Here is a 19,318-nt window from a genome sequence, read left to right as displayed (position 1 = left end):
GACGCATGTTTTTTCTTTTGAGTTGGCGCAAAGAAATCAGAGCCCAGCGAAGGGCATGGATGCCTACTGTCTCCCGAGCAAGCAATTGCCGAAAGTTGTGCTGAAGCGAACGAAGTGGGCAGGCAAACAATGGCTATGATTGAGCTTAGTAATACAATTGTTCTCATGTGGGCGATCCTCCCTACTTAGTCGAGCGAGACAAAACTCCATCTTGAGGCAACGGAAGCATTGGTGAGCCGGACGGCTTCCATCACTTCTTATCCGTGCCATGCTTATTCCGAAAGTTTCCGCTCCCGGGGGAAAACAAAGGTCGTCGAGGTTCGCTCAAACTGGCGCGTATAGCCCCGGAACGAACATCGGTATGTAAGCTCAAGCACCCATCTCCCCGAGAGTTTCCATTTGCTAGAACGCGAGCAAGCTGGACCATCACTGCCTACAGGATTGGGGCATCGCGGCATCATCTCCGCAAACAGTCTTACAATGGTAGTAGTTGCAGCTGCAGATATCCATGCATTCGACGTAAGCTTTCGGGAGAAGCTTCCGGCACGCTGATGCACAGGTATTGGACACTTTCTGACAGGTGCGTCCTTGCTCAATTGTGCATGCCACATCCCGTCTCAGATTGAGCTTGTGGCCAAGGCGGTCGGGCAGCAGGTACGTTTGCTTCCATCCTTCGATAGCACCGTCAGCGTCGCCCCTTGTAGAAAAGCCAAGCGCCAGCAGAATTACAAGAAAAAATGCTCCAGGCCTGTTCATCAGCGCGCCCTAACATTTGACTTGCCAATTAGCTTCCGCTCCTTTGTGGGCCGGGGTGGGGCCAATCGCCTCTCAATAATCTTTCATCAATGTGGACGATGTGGCTACCATGATGGCCAACAGCACCTGCTTTGTCGCCAAAAACTTCCTCCCTGCTACGGTTATGCTGAACATCACTAATTGTCGCATCTCGCGCCCCTTAACCGGAGAAGCTGATTTGCAGGTACGCACCACCTTCAAGGTCTCGGGCTGGCCCTCGTCATCGGGCTACGCGTGAGGCTCCCGTACAAACTCGGAATATTGCGCCGCCGCTGCAGAGCGATTGCTGTTTCAGCAACCAAGAGAGCGTCATGATGAATGTCAACTCCTGGGCCAGAAATCATTCGGGAACGGGAACCTGAGTTTGTAGGTACGCTGTACCAGCACTCAACTTCGCCTGTTCCAGTGGATCGAAAATGCACAAGGAAGAGCGCCGCACGAAATCAGAGATGGAAGACTTTGAATCTCATCGACATGCGAATTCATCGACGTACTGCCACCTGATGCTGCTCACGAAGCTGCTCACACCCACCATTCGCCATGCGAAGGCGCTCGATCATGACATCTGATCAGTTGCCTCGATCTTATCTCAAGGCTTTGGCGGGAACATAGCAATGGTTGCAGCAACCGCTTCGATTTGCCACGAGCAGTAGTAGTCAGCGGGCGCCCGTGGCGTACGAGCTATGCGGGCATCAATACAAACTCGCGTTTGAGTTTCGTTGAATGTGTAAGATGCGTCGCAAGAATTCGCGGTCGCTGCTGCTCCACGAGCATTCGGAATAATTTTCGGCCCGGCAACGAATGAATAGGATTGGGGAGCGTCTAAACATTTTGTCGGGCTAGATGCGACCCCTCCGACCGAATAAATTTCGGGTATAGAAAGCGATACAGCCACTGTCTGTACAACGGGAGACACGCGAGGCAGTAGTACGTCTGAAATGGATGACTTTGATCCATCTTCCGATGATGAGAATGACATTACAATCGGAACTACCGTCCAGGCTGAGGGAACGACCATCTGGACGGTACACTCCTCGCCTGGCTTCATAACGAAGCCCTTCTTAAAACACTCTTCGCCAGCAAGGGCTTTCACGTTGGCGTCCAGAAAAACGTCATTCATAAGAGTGAGAGGAAGCTGCTGCTTGCCTTTCTTAAGGCTGTCTTGCATGTACTCGAGGTGAAAAAAAACTTGGCGTGCACCATCGCCTATAGGCTCGAAATAGGTACCTAGACCGCCACCTTTCTGCAACATGCAGTCTTTCCAAGCGGAAACGATTTTTGCCTGTCCACTAAGCATGAGAAGTGAGCCACTCTCCCGAACTGCTAAATCGAGATCGAGGGATTTTGACATTTCGCTTTTTTGCGAGCGTGCCCAATTTCCTTGCCCCTCCACAGGAATCCCTTCGATGGGGAATTTGGCTCCTGTTTGAACACTTTGAGCATCAGATTTTGAAGTCGATGTTCGAGCAAGCACTGCAAGCGTTATTTCCCGAGTTTGCTTGAGATCAGTAATGTCCATCACTTTGTTGATCAGGACGTCCTTACACTCGTCACGCGCCGCGGCCACTTGCGGGAAAAGTGCGATAGTGACTGCCGTTATGAAAAGACGAGTCAACATCTTCGGCCTCCACACTTTGAAGTTGAATGCTAACACCCGTTGGTAACGGCGCAAGCAGAAATTGGACCGGTGCAGTGCCAGATGTTTTCTTCTGCGCCGCAATACGCCGAGGGTATCGCGCGGTCTATCAAGCCCCGTGGGCCCGACTAAAGCGATTTAATCCGTTGGCTACTTCAGCTGAAGCCCCAAAGGGAAATCAAGATTGAGCCCGAGCGTGGTGCGGAACGTATCAAAGCAAGTATTTTGGTCAATCTGATCGATGTCTTGCGTAGCCTGAGAGTGGCCTCGAACGTAGAAACGCCGGAGGCCCAATTATCGGAGTCGGCATCATTACGCAGGCGTTGAACGGTGAATGGATAGTCTGGCCTCGGGAATGATGGCGGTGCGAGAAGGAGCCGTCCGAGATCTGTTGCACGCGCAATAGCCTTCCGTCGCGTTTGACGCATCGGGCAGCCTGGCGTTGGATCTGCAGATCACGTTCGATCCGACCAACGGGGCGCTTGTGGCCGCGGCTGTGGCCGGCACGGCAGCTGATCGCGAAGCGGCCGCAGCGTCGGCCCTGAATGCCGCGCTGTCGGCCATAGCGTCAAACGACGCCCGGCTGCTCGCAGAGGCCGCCGCTGCGACCGTCAATCTGACCGGCTATCTCACAAAGGCCGGAAACCTAGACGGGCTCGGCAGTCAGTCGACATCGCGCACCAATCTGGGGCTCGGAACCGCATCGGTGCGCGACGTAGGCGTTGCGATCGGCAACGTCGTGGAGATCGACGGTTCGGGCAAGCTGCCGGCTATCGACGGCTCGAAATTGACGAACGTCGATGTGCTGCCCGTAGGCACGAGCATCTATGTCAACGGCAACGTCGCGCCGACCGGCACGATTAAAGAGAACGGCGCTGTGCTTAACCGCGCGGATTTCCCCCGGCTGTGGGCCTTCGCTCAAACGTCGGGAAATCTAGTCTCCGAGGCTGCGTGGGGGGCCAATCTCGGCGCCTTTTCCACAGGGGATATTATCAGCACGTTTCGCATCCCCGACAGCCGCGGGTACTTCATCCGGGGTTTCGATAACGGTGCCGGCGTCGATCCCGGGCGCAGCCTAGGGCAACTGCAGTTGGATGCATTCAAGGTGCATAATCATCAGAGCGGCATGGGCGTGGTTTCGCTCATTAACTTGCAGTCAGGCGGCTCGTATACAGGTGTTGCCAACGTGCAGACCGTTGACACCGGCTCGACCGGGGGCGATGAGACGCGACCGAAAAACGTCGCGAAGCTGGTGTGCATCAAATACTAATCGGCCGTCCAATTGGCCGGCTCTATGTCAGTATGCTACGATAAAATATCGAATTAGAGCAGGGCATAAATGTGGGAATGGAAACCAAAGACTTTTGGACACTCGGTCTTGCATTGCTTGCCCTCGCGGTCTCGACCAGTTCTGCAATCTATCAATACGTGAAGGACCAGAAGGCCGAGCGAGAGAGCCGACTGCCCGTCATCGCGATTAGTGTATCTCGGCCCGGCATCGAGCGGCATTTTGCGTTGCGCTTTCAGTTTCAGAATAAGGAGTACGCGGATGCAACGATCAACTCGGTGACATTGATTTCACCGAACGGATACCACTTGGGTGCGGCAACACAGCCAGTTGCTGAAAACGCAAGAGATAGAGTGCCCGTGCCGGGATTTGACATCGTTGAGTCCCGATTTAAGCCGCTAACCCTTCCGGTCAACAATGGCGAGACAATCCCGAGACAAGGTCAAGCCACGTGGTTCTGTTACGTCGTTGTGCCTGAGGAAGCCGCGCTGCCGAGGGGCACGATTGTCTACCTGGATGTGAAACTTAGATTGCGGGACAACGAAGATCGCGAGGTCACGGTCCGCCGCTTCGCCAAGCTAATCGACTAGCCAAGAGCGCACGGCTGTGTCTGATGAGTCTCGTCTCTCAGCGTGGCTGCGAGGTGTTTTCCATATTGTTGCATTATTTTGTTACACACGCGACTGAACTTGTTTTAGTCACCTGTGCTCCAAGTGGTAGGGTGATTCTGATGCCTAAGATCGAATGGGATGGTACTGCGCTTTCCGGAAAAGCTGATGTTGGCGGCCGGTTGGTCGATGTTGTCGTAGACCGTGGCACTATTCATCAACATGCCGCCGGATTTAGCGACGCGCTCTCGTGGGAGATCGATCGCTTCCGAGAGGAAATATTCGATAAGCTGCAGTCGTTTTTCGCACTCAAGTACACTGAGGCTCGATTAGTCATTGAACCGCGCAGATCAACTGTGCCCGAGGATGTACCCATCGTTGCTCGGGTGCGCCATATTGATGTGCGCTAGCCGATGTTCATGGCTTTCCAACTGCATCTCGACGATCGGATCGTGCACCATCAGCGCGTGCCAGTTGACTGCTCCTGAATGATGAGCATGGTCGTCGCCGGAGCCCATGTTTACTGATTCAGTTTCATGGCTGAAGACAAAACCATTGCTGTCGTGGCTCACGACAACGTTTGGGGACGGTGCCGCGTCGGGAGAGCCGTCAACATGTGAGACCGCTTTGAAGACAAACTGCTCTGGCTGTTTAGCCGCTGACATCGCCAAAAGCTGATCGGTGTGAGTGCCGTCGACCGAAGTCGGATCGGAAGAAATCGCCGCGCTCGTGATAGCATGCGGAGCCGGGCTCACTGAGAAGTGCACTGGTGCGCTGCTGAGCGAACCATTTGATGCAGTCGCCCAAATCTCGTGAGCGTCTCTAACTGCTCCAATGGTTATTTGCGCAAATTGTGCCGCAGTCAGGTCGACCGGATGTGATGCATTCAGTGGGGTGCCGGCAAGATAAAGGGCACCTGTTGCTTCGCTAGAGACATCCTGAATTCGCCACGTCACCGCTGACAGATTGTCATGGAAGGTAAGCTGACTGGCGAGCGGGATGGGTGGGGCGCCAGCTACCTCTTGCAGATGGACTGCCGTGACCGAAGGCGGTGTGATTACGGGTGCCGATACTCCAAAATGTACGGGCGCACTGCTGAGATAACCGTCAGATGCTGTGGCCCATATTTCGTGATGCGAGGTCACTACGCCGATCGAAGTTTGGGCAAACTGTGCGGCCGTCAGCGTGATCGGGGAAGCAGCAGTGACGGGAACTCCGTTCAGTAAAAGAGCGCTACTGCCATCGGTCGACACATCTTGAATCCGCCAGCTCACCGCCGGCAACGGGTCACCCCCATAAGACAGTTGCGCGGAGAGAGCGACCGACCCGCTTCCTTGTTGTTCATTTAGGTCGGTGGCCGTCAGCACCGGAACCGGTCTTGGGGCCGGTAACACCGAAAAATGGACCGGCGCGCTGCTGTAAATGCCGTCCGAAGATGTCGCCCATATCTCATGGCTGGATGTAACCGCAGCGATTGAAACCTGGGCAAACTGCGCCGCAGTCAGTGTGACTGGCGCGGAAGCCACGAGCGGCGCGCCATTAAGCAACAAGCCACTCGTTCCGTCTGATGAGACATCTTGAATTCGCCAGCTCACAGCTGGAAAGGCGTCGCTATAAGTTAAATGTGCCGAGAGCGATGAGGTCGGCGTGCCGGCCGTTTCGTAGAAATCGGTAGCCGTCACAACCGGCACAGAGCGAGGTTGTGAGGGCGAGACCGTAAAACGGACCGGCGCGCTGCTCAACGATCCGTCGTTCGCTACCACCCAGATCTCGTGATCGGAATAGACCGTGGCTATCGTGAGTTTTTGGAATTGCGCGGCCGTCAAGGTGACTGGCGTCGATGCCGACAGCGGGACTCCATCGAGCAAAAGGGCCTTTAGTCCGTCCTTCGAGATGTCTTGAACCCGCCACGAAACAGCTGGGCGCACGTCGGTGTATGTGAGCTGCGCCGATAGCGAGATCGGAGTATAGTTTGCCGCCTCAGTGAGGTTTCTCGCGGTGAGGACGGGCGGCAGCGCAGCGGGGCCGTACAAATATTGGATAGCGGCGATATCGTATGGCTGGAGGTCGGTGAGCGCTGGATTTAGGTAAGCGCCCATGATCGAGGGATCTCCCGAGTGGTGATCCAAACCAATCGCGTGGCCGATTTCGTGCAGCGCGACCTCGTAGAGTGTCGTATCGGTCCACTGTTCAGCATTGTCGATGCCGATCTCAGCGAAGCGAAATGATGACCCGCTGTAGCTGTAGCTGGCTTGTCCCAGGACTTGGCCGGGGCCATCAATACCTGTGCTTCCGATTCGGATATTTACGGCCGAGCTGTCTGCTACTTGTACAAAATCTAGGTTCGCTATCTGCTCCCATCGCGCAAAAGCAGCGCTGATGTCGGCTGAAAAGTTTGCGAACGTGGAATTGGCCCATGAAAAGAAATTGCCTGCGCCAATGCCAAAGCTCCACGTAATGGTTCCGCCGCCGGAACCGATCGCGGTTGACCCCCATTTCTCGCCTTCGAGGGATATCGAATAAGCCACCACGTTTCCCCGCTGGATCGAACTACGTGAATTCTTGGAGAAGCTGCATCAACAGCGATAACACCAGGTAAATTCGATCATTACTCAAGGAGGTAATTGGGGAGGCAGGGCGGCAAGCCGAATTGAGCGAGCTGCAGGGCGTTGATCTCCGCTCCCGCGGCAAGGCGCCGAACACGTCCGGCACGACGCAAGGCATCTCGAATGTCCTGACACCTGAGACGATCCAGAGCCGGTTCTACGCCTACAAGCGCGGTCAGACGTCGCTCGGCTTCATGCTGACGGCGCTCGGCTCCGTGGCGGCTCGCAGGGCCGTCAGGGGTGCACAGGGCGAGGCGATCGAGAAGCTGCTCGACAAGGCGCTGCTCGATCCGGATCTCGCCGCCGATCTGCTGAAGAACGGCAACCCGGCGAACCGGGCCGCGCTGGCGCGCACCGCCAAGGCGTATCTGCCGGGCGAAGCATCGCACCTGGCCGAGCTGCTGGCCGGCGAGCCCGAGGATCCGGCGAAAAGCGCGATTGTGCGATAGGGTCACGATCGCGACTGGGATGACGTCGGCAGACGTGGTCGAGACGCTGACGAGGTGTTCCTCACCTTGGTAGGTCAAAATCGCTCAGGCGGCCTTCTCTATCGTCGTCAGAGCCCTAGCGCCAAAAACGGCAATGCCTCGCCGGTGGCGATTAGCCGTCCGACTAGCCTACATACGCTGATCCAAACGCATGTGAGGGATAAACATATCGCAATGACGGTCGGCAACAGAAATTCACGTTGTCATTTCTGCTCGCGTTCAAAACGGTGGCAGCGACAAGGTCAGGTGTGATTCGCGTTTGTCAAATGCCGCCGAGCCAGGGCGTAGCGGCCGTGTCGCACCTGCCTGCCTTAATATGCTTCGCGCAACGGCAGCGCTCTTATTCGGCCTCTCAGGCTGTTCTGGACGCAAAAGCGCTTGTTCCGACTCGCTAGCATAAGTTTGTTGGTGGGGGTAGGGCTTTGGCACGGCACGGACTTGTCGGTGGGGAGCTTAAGATAACCGGAAAGCGGCGCAATATCGCGTAATGCAGCAAACTACCTTGACCCAAACCTCTGGAAGATGCTCGCTAGTTCCGTCTTCTAAGCAGCGAAAGTCGCCTTCTACAGCGATCGTACAACGAAGTGTGAGAGCCCCTTGAACACACAATCCATTGGAGTGACGGAGACGGAGCGCCTCCTGGCGCAGTTCTGCGACAAATCGTTCCTGCGCCTCTGGAGCTACCCAAACCCATACAAAGACGACGGGCATGAGCTATGCGACTTGCTCGCGGTCTTCGACAACCATGTCTTCATCTTCTTCGATCGCGAAAATCATTTGCCAGACACGCCAGATAAAGATCCGATGGTCGTCTGGAACCGCTGGAAGCGGAGCGTGATTGACCGCCAGACGAAAACCGCGCACGGAGCAGAGCGCTACATACGCAGCGGCCGATCAGTCTTCTTGGACGCGAAGCTCTCCCAAGCATTTCCTCTGGCCATCGACCCGGCAAAGGCGATCATTCACAAAATCGTCGTTGCGCATGGTGCAAAAGAGGCCTGCGAGCGCGCGTCGCCAGACAACGTGTACGGTAGTCTAGCGATCACCTACACCGACGACAGCGACGCATTTTCGCGCCCGTTCCATGTTGGCATCGACAGGACGAACCCGGTCCATATCTTCGACAGCCATAATATGCCGATAGTCCTTGGCGAGCTTGACACGGTAAGTGATTTCTCCGCGTACCTTGATGAAAAAGTGCGGACTGTTAATCGGTTTCGGTACCTATCGTACTGCGGTGAAGAAGACCTGCTTGCCCACTACTTAGCAACCTACGATCAGAGCGAAAAGCGGCACATAATCGGCCCGCAGAAAGCGGGCTTTGATGGTGTGATGATCGGCGAAGGCGAATGGCACGATTTCGTGCGTTCGGCCGTCTACAAGCATACGAAGGATGCGAACCAGATCTCATATTTCTGGGACGACCTGATCCAGCGAACATGCCGGAATAGCCTGGCTGGCCTCCTCGGCGGGAATTCCAACATCTATGCTGGACAGAGCGCCATCTACGAGATGGTAAAGGAACCACGCTTCATGCGCCGGGGCATTGCCGAACGAATGCTTTCTGCGGTCGAACGGTTTCCCGAAGGTGCCGGCGAGTTCTCGCGTCAGGTGACCTTCCTTCCATCCATACAAGCGGACGTCGGCTATGTTCTGATGCAACTGCGTGCTCCGGCAAGCTATCGAGCGGAGACCGACTATCGAGACAAGCGCCGAGACGTGCTGGAGACAGCCTGCGGCGCTGCAAAGAATAAATTCACCAATCTAGTTAAGGTCATAGGCATTGGAATTGATGCCCCAAAATTCTCTGATGGCACGAACGCCGAGGACTTCATCCTTTTGCCGTGCGAGACGTGGACTTCGGAAACGAAAGAGCATTACCAAGAACGGAACAAGGACTGGAACTTTTTCGAGACCGAGAACCTGCGCCAGCACAATGATCGAGTGACCCGCTTCGTTCAACCGCCTCGCACCAGAGCAAAGAATGCTGAGAAGGTCGGTCGCAACGCTCCGTGCCCATGCGGCAGCGGCGCCAAATACAAAAGGTGTTGCCTTGGTCGCTAGTGCTAACTCACTCAAGGAACATGAACATCAATGCCCTTTGACTATGCTGATGCGTTCCCTCTCCCGCTGCATGTCATGCCGCAAAGGCTGCGAGACCTCCTAGCGCCTGTCGGGTTATCTCCTCGTGTGATGGTTGACGTTGCGGCTAACTTACAGATCGATCAACACGGTCCGAACGCAGAACGTCTACACCTACAGATGGCCGTAGTTCCTGGAGCCGACGGACCGATCGGCACTGTGCGTGAAGCCGATCAAGGGGTGGTCCAATACTCCGTTCCTTTCGGTGACGAACCTGGATGTGAGGCGCAATTCACCCCGTCGATTTCTGGTCATGATTACATCGTGGCAGCTTGGGGAGATGGATCGTTTTTTAGCTACAACCTGGCAGAAAAGGTTTGGATGACTCTTGGCTTGAGCCCTCGATGTGTCGGCAACGATCAGCAACGCCTGGTCTACGACGATCTGGGACTGCCTGAATTCGGCGTTGCCGAGGGCGAGGTGTCGAGCGATTATCACTGGAGCTTAAAGCGGCCCGTATTCTGGCGCATGACCAACGAATATCTCCGCCGTTACCTCTGGCTTCGTGGCGCGCGTGGCGTCCGCGTTTTCTACTATTCGGCTCAGCTTGCTGACACTCCCGAGGTCCGGGCTCATATGCAGCAGCAGCGCCAGGTCGTGCTTAAACCCGCCGACGGCGTGCCATGGTATGAACTTGATATTCGCGAGCACCGGGACGGGCTCCTGTTGCAACTGACCGCGTCGGTGGAAGCGGTATGGCCACAGCTTTGCCCCGAGCAAACCGCTGAGGGCATCCTATGGCCTGGCGTCGACCAGCCGATGACCCATGCTCGCGCCGATTCGCTGGTGATGCGAGATCTCGTTTACCTGGATGATCGGTTTCTCGAGAAATATGAGCAAAGCGCCTTCTACGACACCATGCCAGGGCGCGCTTGGGGGCACTGGTACAGCAGTCCATCGTACCGAGGCGAGTGGAGCTTCACGGAATGCCGTCGCGTCGGTCGCAATCTGATCCAGGTCCCCATAAGAGAGCTGTATAAACCAAAGCCAGAGCGCGAAATACTCCACGCCCGGTCATTTGCGGTTGCTGCAGCCGTTGCGGCCCAACACGATTTGAACGAAGAGAATATCGCCTCGAAAGTAGACCGTCTTGTCCACGCTCTTCTGCGCTTGGGCGACGGTCTCTCTAAATTGGGGGCTCTCGTTGGTCTCGATAAGTCTCCAATTGAGATCACAGGTTTTGATCGCAGGGAAATCGCCGCTAACGGATGGGCATCGTATCCCGCGCTCAGTAGGTTGGCGCAGGTGGCGCCCCTTGATATGACACAGCAGGCCTTTCTTGCTCGTTGTAAGAGCATGCATGAGGTCTGGCAACGTATTCCCAACGGATATCTAAAGTCGCTACTGGAGAAAGCAGGCTGTCCCAGAGCGGCAGTCAAAGACCTTGCAAGCCTAAAGCTGTTGCAAGCGCTGCTCAACGTGACGCAGGCGCTGAATGTCCACGAAGAGGCAAGCGATGCATTTGCTTCTCGCGACGAACGCGAGGGCTGGAAAGATCGTAACGAGGCTGTGGCGGCCTTGTTCTTGAACAACGACCTCCGCATTGCGGATGCGCACGAGACAGTTGAGAAATGCCTCGCGGCGCTGCAGCAACTTGGTTTCGATACGGCCAATGTGAACGCCGGTTACGGGAGGGCGCTGGATTTCGTCATGGACGGCGTTATCGGAGCACTCGGCACTATAGCAAGCACCCTTGAAGACCTCCTGAGCCGCACCAACGTCGAATAAAGCAACCACCGCCTGGTCGTCTCAGCTAAAACCCATTGCTTCTGGGCCATAAAGCCGCGCAAATCCAAGTACGGTATACTTGCACGGCGCGAAGTTCGCCGTCGCGTATGGTCGCATTGATCGTCATGTGCGGCGAATTCACACGGGTCTATTCGGTGATGGTGCAGGAATCTTCCGACCCGCCATTTCCGCCCGCCCCGCTTCGTCTGACGCATCGCTACGATCTGCGGCGGACCGTCCTGCAACCTACGTGCAGAGCCTCGGCCACGCCCAAGGCGCGCGCTTCTGAGCACCGTTCTGGTCGACCGCCAGCGAAGACACAGGCGCGATAGGCCCATAGCCCATCGCTAAACCCTGACAGGCGGGCGGATCCCAACACGCGCTTGAGCTTGGGCATAGATTTCGACAGCGCCTGCCATAGCTACTGAGACGGCTAGCCCGAACGGCACCAACTCATCGATTTTGTCCGGCTCCCGCTGGACAATCAGTCGAACGGATGAATTCGCAGTCAGCGCTGGTGCCCGATCTCCCTGCCATCGGCGTGAGAAAACCGTTCCTTTGCGGGACTGATTGATATCAGGCTGCGTTTTTATGGGCTCGACACGCAAATGGTCGAAATCGTCAGGCTCTAGCAGTGAAAGCCTCACCGAGCGATATGACTGTCGACCTGGATGCACGGGCGTGAACCAAGCGAGGGTAGCCGTCATAGAATGCGGAAGTGCCTTCCCGCTCATGCAAGCCGGAAGAGGAATGTCGACCGAGCATTGTTTCTCGCGCCCGATGGTACCGACTGCCCAGAATGTTGCTCGATCTGACGCACAATTAATGGCGTCGTCGGGACTGACTAGGCCATAGCCCACGAACCGACGAATGTTTTCTTTCTGCCGGACGTGATTCGAGCCCGCTGGCCCGAGCACTGACTTTATCAGTGCGGCGCTTTCATTTGGCCATGTTGCGGTGTGTACGAGAAGCGCCTTGAGTAGGGCCGCACGCTGATGATGGGGTAGCTCAAGAAAAGCAGCGCCGTAAGCTGCTTCTAATCCATCATGTATCCTGTGGGCGGTTCGCGAAGCCAAAGCAGCAGCTGCGCTTGTTCCGCATGTGTAATGCTCCCAATTAGTTGCTCCATCCCGCGGCGGTGCCGCGACTTTCAACCCGTGCGGACGGGCTGCACTGCTTGGCTTGACTGACAATGTTGCGCCGCTGCTAACCATCAGAAGATGTTCGCGCGAGCCAGGCAGTAGGATATCGGGCTTGACGCTATTTGCGAAGCCAGGGCCGAGGCCGCTCGACGGGTTCGCGGCAATCATCGACTGATAGGGGTCAACTCTGCCTCGCGCGCTTCGACGTTCAGTTGCGCTTACGGCGTCAATATTTGCGGCGCCAACGGAGATGCCGTTGACCGTTTCTGACGGCGAAAGAAGTCTTCGGGTACCAATCAAACTCGACAGCGCCGTTAGCGTGTGCCTTGCCCGGTCAGGGTGAGTTGTACTCTCAAATGCCGCCATATTGGGGACGGCAGAGATCTCGAATGGTTGGCCGTGATTGCCGGCGCTCACGCAGAACAGAATGCCGTATCGATGCGCAAGCCTGTCAATCAAGCGTGCCCAAGGCGAGAGCCTGCCCTGGAATGGCTTTCGAGCATTACCGAGGGAAATATTAATGATCAGTACGTTTGGTGCGGTCGGTTCTTCTCCCTCTCGCATGGCAATTACTGCGCGGTAGATCAGATCGACGATCAATTGATCGGACGGAAACTGATCGCCCGCTCCAAGCACAGGCACGCAGTGAACACTGCGTGGCAGCGCGGTCTCTGGGCTGTTCCGATCACCATGGGCAATAAGCGACGCCATGGCAGTGCCATGCGTGCGCTCTGAGACAAGGGCGGCCGCTTCAAGCTCAAACTGATCGTCCACTGTCAGGCGTCCGCGTAGAAGCGGGTGTTCCGAAACTGGAACACCATCAAGCAATGCGAGAATGGGCGCGCCATTTGACGGCGGTAAAGCGGCGGCTGTCGGAGGTGGCAACGATGCATCCGCGGTGTCTACTGTAGACGCCAAACTCTGAGGGCGAATGTGCATGATAGGATCCATGCCGCTGATTCCCAACGATGAGCGCTCAGTAACGGCTCGCAAGACCTCGACGGGCAACTCCGCGAGGATAGCGTGGTAGGCGATATCGTCGATCCGGCACCTTGAGAGGATGCGGCCGCCCGCAGCTTCTATGGCGCTCACTACTTTGCCTTCAGCAAGGAGTTCTGCATCGTTCAATCGAAAGACAAGTTCTATTTCGACGGGCAGTCGATCGCCGTCGTTCATGAATGCTATTTCTTCCGCCAGTATCTCGCGGTCACCTTCTTGGACACGGTCGGCAGGTCCCCAAACTCTCAGCTCCTTTAGTGTAGCAAAAACATCTCGCCATGGCGTGAAGCCGTCAGCCATCGGTTGGCCGGCCACCCACCGCTTCCAAAGCGATAGAATGCTTTGCAATGCGGCGGCGTCTGGGACTAGCAGATAGGCTTCGGGTTTTTTATCCACATCGTCGGCTTCCAGCTCTTCTTCGTCGATCAACTCCAGGCCAGGGACCTTTCGGATCGCATTCGCAAATGTGCTGATTTCTCCGCGAACTTCGAATACCAACAGGCGTTCAGGCGCCAGTGCTGCAGGGTCGGCCTGTAAGGTCAATCCAGCTGGATCGCGCGAAAGAACTTGTTCTAGGCGGCGGAAACGAGGGCCAAAGTTGGCGTTCTGAGCCGCGACACTGTACTGGTCAGGCCTCTTTATGTTGCGCTGTCTTCCGGTGGGCTTTGTGGTTGGCTCGCCCGGCTTTACTTGAAGCAATGGTTTCGTTGGGTCGATTGCCATTAAGGTTCTCTGGTTTCACTCGCGCGGACCAGAACTCAAGTTCGGTTTTGATCGCGGAATCAATCGATGTGCCACCGAGACTAAGTATCTGCCTTCTGCGAACGTTCTGACAGAAGTCGAGAACTTCCGCGTATGACGTAGCCTGAAGGTTATGAGCGATCTCGGCAGCTGAATAATTTGGACGGTCTGGCCAGCCGGTATATATGCGATCGATGTAAGCTGCAATCTCTGAAAGTTGTGGCGCCGGAAATGCTATCTTGAGTTGAAATCTGCGCCATACGGCGCGGTCGAGTAGTTCGGCGTGATTGGTCGCCGCGATCGTCAGGACGTAGCTCGGCAACTTGTCGATCTGCATCAACAGGAACGATACGACCCGCTTTATCTCGCCAGTTTCGTGGTCATCCCCCCGTTCTTTGCCGATTGCGTCAAACTCGTCAAAAAATAAAACGCAGGCTTGTGTCCGAGCGTAATCAAATAAAGCGCGAAGGCGGGCGTTCGTCTCGCCTAAATAGCTGCCCACGAGGGCGTCGTACCGAACCACGAAGAATGGAAGTGAGAGCCCTTCCGCGATCGCTTCGGCGAACGAGGTCTTGCCGTTTCCGGGAGGGCCCGACAGGAGCACGCGGTGTCTCGGTTCAAAACCGTTTGCGCGAAGGACGTCAGCCCGAGCGTGCTCTTCGATCAACTGCATCCCCTCGGCCTTGGCCGGTAGCGGGAGGATCAGGTCATCAAGAGAAACCCTAGGGGTCACTTCAAGAATGGTGTCTTTGCCAGATGCATAAGGCGATCGCTGCGACGTCACCAAGCTGGGAGGCGTAACGGAAACCGTCTGCAGCACCCGCTCAAGACGATCCGCTAACCCGTGATGGCTTTTTGCGCGTTCGTCTGCCACTAAAGCTTCGACCGTTGATCGCAGCATCGGCTTGTCGCCGGACACGCCAGCGCGAACCAGGGAAATAAGAAGATCGCTCTTGGCCATGATCGGCAGCCTATACGGATGTTTGCGGGAACGCACGGCTACAGGCAGCGGTAGTCTGTGAACAACAGAAGGGCGAACGGCGTTCCCTGAAGTGGACGTCATGACAGCGCTTCGGCTGTCGAGCATATTTTCTAACGGTTAATGCACCGGAAACCCTGTTTCGACGAGGCAGCGACATGGCGCCTATAATCTTGAGCTCAACACTCGACTCAAGTCGAGCCCGAGGGCACCGACCCACTTTTCTCCGGAGTGAGGCTTTTGCGCTTCAGTTTTGATCGTGGCCGGCCGCCTCAACGGGCAAAAACGTAAAGCAGAACGGTGTTGAGAACGCCGGTTCCCGGCCTCCACAAGCGCTGCACGCGAAAAAAGACTGTCGGGGGCGATAGGCGCGCACCCTCACGCGCTTCTGAGCGGAATCAGCGCTGAGGTCCCGAATGTGCTATGTGGGAAGCAAATGTGGGAAGAAAGCCTAAATGTTAGAAAACACTGAGAAAAATGGTGCTGCCAGACAGGATTGAACTGTCGACCTCTCCATTACCAATGGAGTGCTCTACCACTGAGCTACGGCAGCATGCTGGGTGCAGGAATCAGCCTCGAGGGCGCCTACCAAGCGGGGCGATCCTTGCCACAAGGTCACGGGCGGCGCAAGCGCGGGTGGCACTTAGAATGCATCATTATAACAGGGGTGTGGTCGGCCTGTTGCGGTTGCAGCCGCCTTGCGCTTCGCCATTGGCGAGTCGATCCGGTTCCCCATGGCCTCGATAGCCGCCGGCAGAGCCTTCATTGGGCGGATCATCACCTCGAAGTCGATCATCTCGCGTGATCCGTTGAAGGCGGTTATGTATGGGGTCACAGGATCCAATCTGGCGCATCTGTGCACGCCATTCGATCGACCATGACAGCCATGACCGATAAGCCGAGCAAACCCGCCAAGGAAAGTGCAACTGCCCGTCAGGACAGGCTGCGCCAGGCGCTGCGTGAAAATCTCAAGCGCCGGAAGGTGCAAATGCGCGGGCGCGCCAGTCAGGCCGGCGATGTCGTCGCAGTCGAGGCGTCATCGGATGCCGATAAGATACAGGACTTCTGTTCAAGACCCGTCGATCCCGATCGGGATTGATGGCACCTGTCCGCCGCGTGAGCATGCGAGTTTAAATGTCATCAGAATCCCAGGCATCATCCAGCGCCGAGCTGCCGGCCTACGCGCCGCGGGCGGCGCTGCCGCGTCACGATCAGACTTTTCCCGTGCTGACGGCGGCGGAGATCGAGCGGATGCGCCGCTTCGGTGAGATCCGGCATTATAAGGATGGCGATTGCCTGTTCGAGACCGGCAAGCCCGGTCCCGGCATGTTCGTGGTGTTGTCCGGACATGTGACGATCACCCAGCGCGACGGTTTCGGCCGTATCACGCCGGTGGCCGATCAGTGCACCGGACAGTTCGTCGCCGAGATCGCGCAACTGTCGGGCCGCGTCGCGCTGGTTGACGGTCATGCTGAAGGCGATGTCGAGACGCTGCTGATTCCGCCGGAACGGCTGCGCGCACTGCTGATCGCGGAAGCGGATCTGGGCGAGCGCATCATGCGCGCGCTGATCCTGCGTCGGGTGAACCTCCTGCAGGGCAGCGCCGGCGGTCCGGCTTTCATCGGCGCAGCCAATTCCAGCGATGTGATCCGCCTGCAGGGCTTCCTCTCCCGCAACGGTTATCCGCATCATCTGCTCGACCCAGCAACGGACAAGGACGCCGCCGATCTGATCGCGCGCTACACGCCGTCGCCGGAGGATCTGCCGCTGGTGGTGGTGGCCGACGGCACGGTGCTGCGCAATCCGTCATTCTCCGAACTCGCTCGCGCGATGGGCATGATCAGCCATATCGCCAAGGGCAAGACCTATGACGTTGCCATCGTCGGCAGCGGACCTGCGGGCCTGTCCACCGCGGTGTATGGCGCGTCCGAAGGCCTGTCGATCGCGGTGTGCGATGCCAAATCATTCGGAGGACAGGCCGGCGCCAGCGCGCGGATCGAGAACTATCTCGGCTTCCCCACCGGCATCTCCGGGATGGCACTCACGGCGCGTGCTTTCAATCAGGCGCAGAAGTTCGGCGCCGATATCATGATCCCGGCGGCCGTGAAGTCGCTGGACTGTTCACGCAAGGACGGACTGTTCGCTCTTGAACTTGACGACGGCGATGTCATGCGTGCCAAGGCCATCGTGGTGGCATCGGGCGCACGCTATCGCCGGCCGGATATCGAGCGGCTCGCCGATTTCGAAGGTCGCGGCGTCTGGTACTGGGCGTCGCCGATCGAGGCGCGGCTCTGCAGGGAGCAGGAAATCTACCTGGTCGGCGGTGGCAATTCGGCAGGTCAGGCGGCGGTGTTTCTCGCGAGCCAGGCCAACAAGGTGCATATGGTGATCCGCGGCGGCGGCCTCGGCGCCAGCATGTCGCGCTATCTGATCGAACGCATCGAGGCGACACCGAATATCGAGCTGGTCTTCAACACCGAAGTCGTGGCGTTGGAGGGGACGCAGGAGGCGGGGCTCGAACGGATCTGTACCCGTAGTCGGCTGTCCGGCGAGGAGTCCTGCGCTGACATCCGCAATCTGTTCCTGTTCGTCGGCGCCGATCCCGCCACCGAATGGCTGGCGGATTGCGGCGTCACCCTCGATCGTCATGGCTTCATCATCACCGGCATTCCCGCCAATGGCCGCAGCGTGCAGGCGCTGGAGACGTCGGTGTCCGGTGTCTTTGCGGTCGGTGATGTGCGCTCGGGTTCGGTGAAGCGTGTCGGTGGCGCGATCGGCGAGGGCGCCCAGGTGGTGGCGGCGCTGCATGGTTTTCTCGGCGATACGGCCACGCCAACCCTTTGAGCTCATAACGGGAGATCATCATGCCGAAAGGTTGCACGCATATTTCCGGCATTCGCGATGTGACACCCAGCGCACTCGGTTGCGATGAATGCCTGAAAACGGGCAGTATGTGGGTGCACTTGCGGATCTGCCGGACCTGCGGTCACGTCGGCTGCTGCGACGACTCCCCGAACAAGCACGCGACCAAGCATTTCCACGCCACGAAGCATCCGATCATCGAAGGCTACGATCCGCCCGAAGGCTGGGGCTGGTGCTATGTCGACGAAGTCATGTTCGATTTGTCGGATCGAAAGACCCCGCACAACGGGCCGATTCCGCGCTACTACTGAGACAATCGTCCCGACGCGGGCGACGTTTCAGTGGGGACTTCATGCACATTTTTACGATCGGACGCCGGGCTTTGTTGGGTGTGCTGCTGGCCGTCCTGGCAGCGCCGTTTCTCCCCGTATCCGCTTCAGCGCAAGCTCCGCAAAGCCGCTTCGCCACCATCAACGGCGTCAAGCTGCATTATCTCATTGCGGGCAAGGGCGATCCGATCGTGCTGCTGCATGGCTATGCCGAGACCAGCCATATGTGGCGCCCGCTGATCGCGAAACTTGCGGCCAGTCATACGGTGATCGCGCCGGATCTGCGTGGCTTCGGCGATTCCGACGCGCCGGCTGATGGCTACACCAAAGCGGCGATGGCACGCGATATCCATGCGCTGGTGGCCGGCCTGAAATATCCCAAGGTGAAAATTGTCGGCCACGACATCGGTCTGATGGTCGCCTATGCCTACGCTGCGCAATATCCGAGCGAAGTCGATCGTATCGCGTTGATGGATGCCTTTTTGCCTGGTGTTGGCGACTGGACGCATGTCTGGCTGTTGCGCGACCTCTGGCACTTCCATTTCTACGGCAAGACGCCGCTGGCGCTAGTCGCGGGCCGCGAGCGCATTTACCTTGAGCACTTCTGGAATGATTTCGCCGCGAACCCGAAGAAGTCGGTGCCGGAAAAGGACCGCGTGTTTTACGCCAAGGCCTATGCGAAGCCCGGCCATATGGCAGCCGGTTTCGAGGTCTTCCGCGCTTTTGAGAAAGATGCCGCCGAGTTTGCCGAACTTGCCAAGACCAAACTGCCAATGCCGATGCTGGTTCTCTCCGGTGAGAAGGCCGGTGGGTCTTTCCTGATCGAGCAAGGGCGCCTTGTCGCCAGCAATGTGGACGGCGTTATCGTCAAAGGCTCAGGCCATTGGCTGATGGAAGAAGCCCCCGATCAGGTGATCCCGAAACTGGTTGAGTTTCTCAACAAGTAGGATTTCGCGGCTCTATTGATCGAACGCG

16 protein-coding genes and 1 tRNA gene are annotated in these 19,318 nt (G+C 57.2%); 11 read left to right on the top strand and 6 right to left on the bottom strand.

Going from position 1 to position 19,318, the window contains the following annotated elements:
- Positions 1–1,211 precede the first annotated feature (1,211 nt).
- On the top strand, positions 1,212–1,364 hold the full coding sequence (locus tag AB8B20_RS13920; RefSeq protein ID WP_439072925.1) for a hypothetical protein: 153 nt from the start codon (positions 1,212–1,214) through the stop codon (positions 1,362–1,364).
- A gap of 20 nt (positions 1,365–1,384) precedes the next feature.
- Here AB8B20_RS13920 and AB8B20_RS13915 read toward each other — a convergent pair whose 3' ends face one another.
- Positions 1,385–2,413 (bottom strand): hypothetical protein, encoded by a 1,029-nt coding sequence (locus AB8B20_RS13915; RefSeq protein ID WP_439072924.1) that lies wholly within the window; start codon positions 2,411–2,413, stop codon positions 1,385–1,387.
- A gap of 460 nt (positions 2,414–2,873) precedes the next feature.
- Here AB8B20_RS13915 and AB8B20_RS13910 point away from each other — a divergent pair, with 460 nt between their 5' ends.
- The 3 genes from AB8B20_RS13910 to AB8B20_RS13900 all read left to right on the top strand — a co-directional run bounded on the left by AB8B20_RS13910 (position 2,874) and on the right by AB8B20_RS13900 (position 4,737).
- Entirely contained in the window at positions 2,874–3,701 is an 828-nt protein-coding gene (locus AB8B20_RS13910; protein WP_439072923.1) for a phage tail protein, read from the top strand.
- Between the two features lie 77 nt (positions 3,702–3,778).
- Complete coding sequence (locus AB8B20_RS13905) at positions 3,779–4,309, top strand: hypothetical protein (protein ID WP_439072922.1); 531 nt, start codon at positions 3,779–3,781, stop codon at positions 4,307–4,309.
- Between the two features lie 140 nt (positions 4,310–4,449).
- Positions 4,450–4,737, top strand: a complete 288-nt coding sequence (locus AB8B20_RS13900; protein ID WP_439072921.1) for a hypothetical protein — start codon at positions 4,450–4,452, stop codon at positions 4,735–4,737.
- Here AB8B20_RS13900 and AB8B20_RS13895 read toward each other — a convergent pair.
- Positions 4,678–6,855: a matrixin family metalloprotease gene (locus tag AB8B20_RS13895; protein WP_439072920.1), complete on the bottom strand. Its 2,178-nt coding sequence runs from the start codon at positions 6,853–6,855 to the stop codon at positions 4,678–4,680. The two genes, AB8B20_RS13900 and AB8B20_RS13895, sit on opposite strands and share 60 nt — an antisense overlap.
- A gap of 122 nt (positions 6,856–6,977) precedes the next feature.
- On the opposite strand from AB8B20_RS13895, the gene AB8B20_RS13890 reads away from it, so the two are divergent.
- The 3 genes from AB8B20_RS13890 to AB8B20_RS13880 all read left to right on the top strand — a co-directional run bounded on the left by AB8B20_RS13890 (position 6,978) and on the right by AB8B20_RS13880 (position 11,291).
- Positions 6,978–7,382, top strand: coding sequence for a hypothetical protein (locus AB8B20_RS13890; RefSeq protein WP_439072919.1), 405 nt, complete (start codon positions 6,978–6,980; stop codon positions 7,380–7,382).
- A 636-nt stretch (positions 7,383–8,018) separates the two neighbouring features.
- Positions 8,019–9,485 carry an SEC-C metal-binding domain-containing protein gene (locus AB8B20_RS13885; protein ID WP_439072918.1) on the top strand — a complete coding sequence of 489 codons (1,467 nt, stop codon included), beginning with the start codon at positions 8,019–8,021 and terminating at the stop codon, positions 9,483–9,485.
- 30 nt (positions 9,486–9,515) lie between these two features.
- Positions 9,516–11,291, top strand: a complete 1,776-nt coding sequence (locus AB8B20_RS13880) for a hypothetical protein (RefSeq protein ID WP_441253325.1) — start codon at positions 9,516–9,518, stop codon at positions 11,289–11,291.
- Between the two features lie 347 nt (positions 11,292–11,638).
- On the opposite strand, the gene AB8B20_RS13875 is transcribed toward AB8B20_RS13880, so the two are convergent.
- From AB8B20_RS13875 to AB8B20_RS13860, 4 genes are all read right to left on the bottom strand, one after another.
- Positions 11,639–14,155 (bottom strand): S8 family serine peptidase, encoded by a 2,517-nt coding sequence (locus AB8B20_RS13875; RefSeq protein ID WP_439072916.1) that lies wholly within the window; start codon positions 14,153–14,155, stop codon positions 11,639–11,641.
- On the bottom strand, positions 14,061–15,134 hold the full coding sequence (locus AB8B20_RS13870) for an AAA family ATPase (protein ID WP_439072915.1): 1,074 nt from the start codon (positions 15,132–15,134) through the stop codon (positions 14,061–14,063). The genes AB8B20_RS13875 and AB8B20_RS13870 overlap by 95 nt, the downstream gene beginning before the upstream one ends.
- A 496-nt stretch (positions 15,135–15,630) precedes the next feature.
- Positions 15,631–15,705, bottom strand: a tRNA-Thr gene (locus AB8B20_RS13865).
- 90 nt (positions 15,706–15,795) lie between these two features.
- Positions 15,796–15,948, bottom strand: a complete 153-nt coding sequence (locus tag AB8B20_RS13860) for a hypothetical protein (RefSeq protein ID WP_439072914.1) — start codon at positions 15,946–15,948, stop codon at positions 15,796–15,798.
- 81 nt (positions 15,949–16,029) lie between these two features.
- On the opposite strand from AB8B20_RS13860, the gene AB8B20_RS13855 reads away from it, so the two are divergent.
- The 4 genes from AB8B20_RS13855 to AB8B20_RS13840 are packed head-to-tail and all read left to right on the top strand — an operon-like array spanning position 16,030 to position 19,290.
- The gene (locus AB8B20_RS13855; protein WP_439072913.1) at positions 16,030–16,251 is read left to right on the top strand and encodes a hypothetical protein; all 222 of its coding nucleotides are present in this window, start codon (positions 16,030–16,032) and stop codon (positions 16,249–16,251) included.
- A gap of 35 nt (positions 16,252–16,286) precedes the next feature.
- Positions 16,287–17,996 carry an FAD-dependent oxidoreductase gene (locus tag AB8B20_RS13850; protein ID WP_315843663.1) on the top strand — a complete coding sequence of 570 codons (1,710 nt, stop codon included), beginning with the start codon at positions 16,287–16,289 and terminating at the stop codon, positions 17,994–17,996.
- 20 nt (positions 17,997–18,016) lie between these two features.
- Positions 18,017–18,325, top strand: coding sequence for a UBP-type zinc finger domain-containing protein (locus AB8B20_RS13845; RefSeq protein ID WP_439072912.1), 309 nt, complete (start codon positions 18,017–18,019; stop codon positions 18,323–18,325).
- A 41-nt stretch (positions 18,326–18,366) separates the two neighbouring features.
- Positions 18,367–19,290, top strand: coding sequence for an alpha/beta fold hydrolase (locus AB8B20_RS13840; RefSeq protein ID WP_439072911.1), 924 nt, complete (start codon positions 18,367–18,369; stop codon positions 19,288–19,290).
- Positions 19,291–19,318: the final 28 nt, after the last annotated feature.

It is taken from the genome of Tardiphaga sp. 866_E4_N1_4, from assembly GCF_052076075.1.
Lineage (GTDB): Bacteria > Pseudomonadota > Alphaproteobacteria > Rhizobiales > Xanthobacteraceae > Tardiphaga > Tardiphaga robiniae.
This window is presented reverse-complemented; position numbering and strand designations above follow the sequence as displayed.

Bases quoted from the DNA above. Each gene is read 5' to 3' on its own strand.
- AB8B20_RS13920 (WP_439072925.1), top strand. From the start codon at position 1,212: ATGCACAAGGAAGAGCGCCGCACGAAATCAGAGATGGAAGACTTTGAA.
- AB8B20_RS13915 (WP_439072924.1), bottom strand. From the start codon at position 2,413: ATGTTGACTCGTCTTTTCATAACGGCAGTCACTATCGCACTTTTCCCG.
- AB8B20_RS13905 (WP_439072922.1), top strand. From the start codon at position 3,779: ATGGAAACCAAAGACTTTTGGACACTCGGTCTTGCATTGCTTGCCCTC.
- AB8B20_RS13900 (WP_439072921.1), top strand. From the start codon at position 4,450: ATGCCTAAGATCGAATGGGATGGTACTGCGCTTTCCGGAAAAGCTGAT.
- AB8B20_RS13880 (WP_441253325.1), top strand. From the start codon at position 9,516: ATGCCCTTTGACTATGCTGATGCGTTCCCTCTCCCGCTGCATGTCATG.
- AB8B20_RS13875 (WP_439072916.1), bottom strand. From the start codon at position 14,155: ATGGCAATCGACCCAACGAAACCATTGCTTCAAGTAAAGCCGGGCGAG.
- AB8B20_RS13870 (WP_439072915.1), bottom strand. From the start codon at position 15,134: ATGGCCAAGAGCGATCTTCTTATTTCCCTGGTTCGCGCTGGCGTGTCC.
- AB8B20_RS13860 (WP_439072914.1), bottom strand. From the start codon at position 15,948: ATGATCGACTTCGAGGTGATGATCCGCCCAATGAAGGCTCTGCCGGCG.
- AB8B20_RS13855 (WP_439072913.1), top strand. From the start codon at position 16,030: ATGACAGCCATGACCGATAAGCCGAGCAAACCCGCCAAGGAAAGTGCA.
- AB8B20_RS13850 (WP_315843663.1), top strand. From the start codon at position 16,287: ATGTCATCAGAATCCCAGGCATCATCCAGCGCCGAGCTGCCGGCCTAC.
- AB8B20_RS13845 (WP_439072912.1), top strand. From the start codon at position 18,017: ATGCCGAAAGGTTGCACGCATATTTCCGGCATTCGCGATGTGACACCC.
- AB8B20_RS13840 (WP_439072911.1), top strand. From the start codon at position 18,367: ATGCACATTTTTACGATCGGACGCCGGGCTTTGTTGGGTGTGCTGCTG.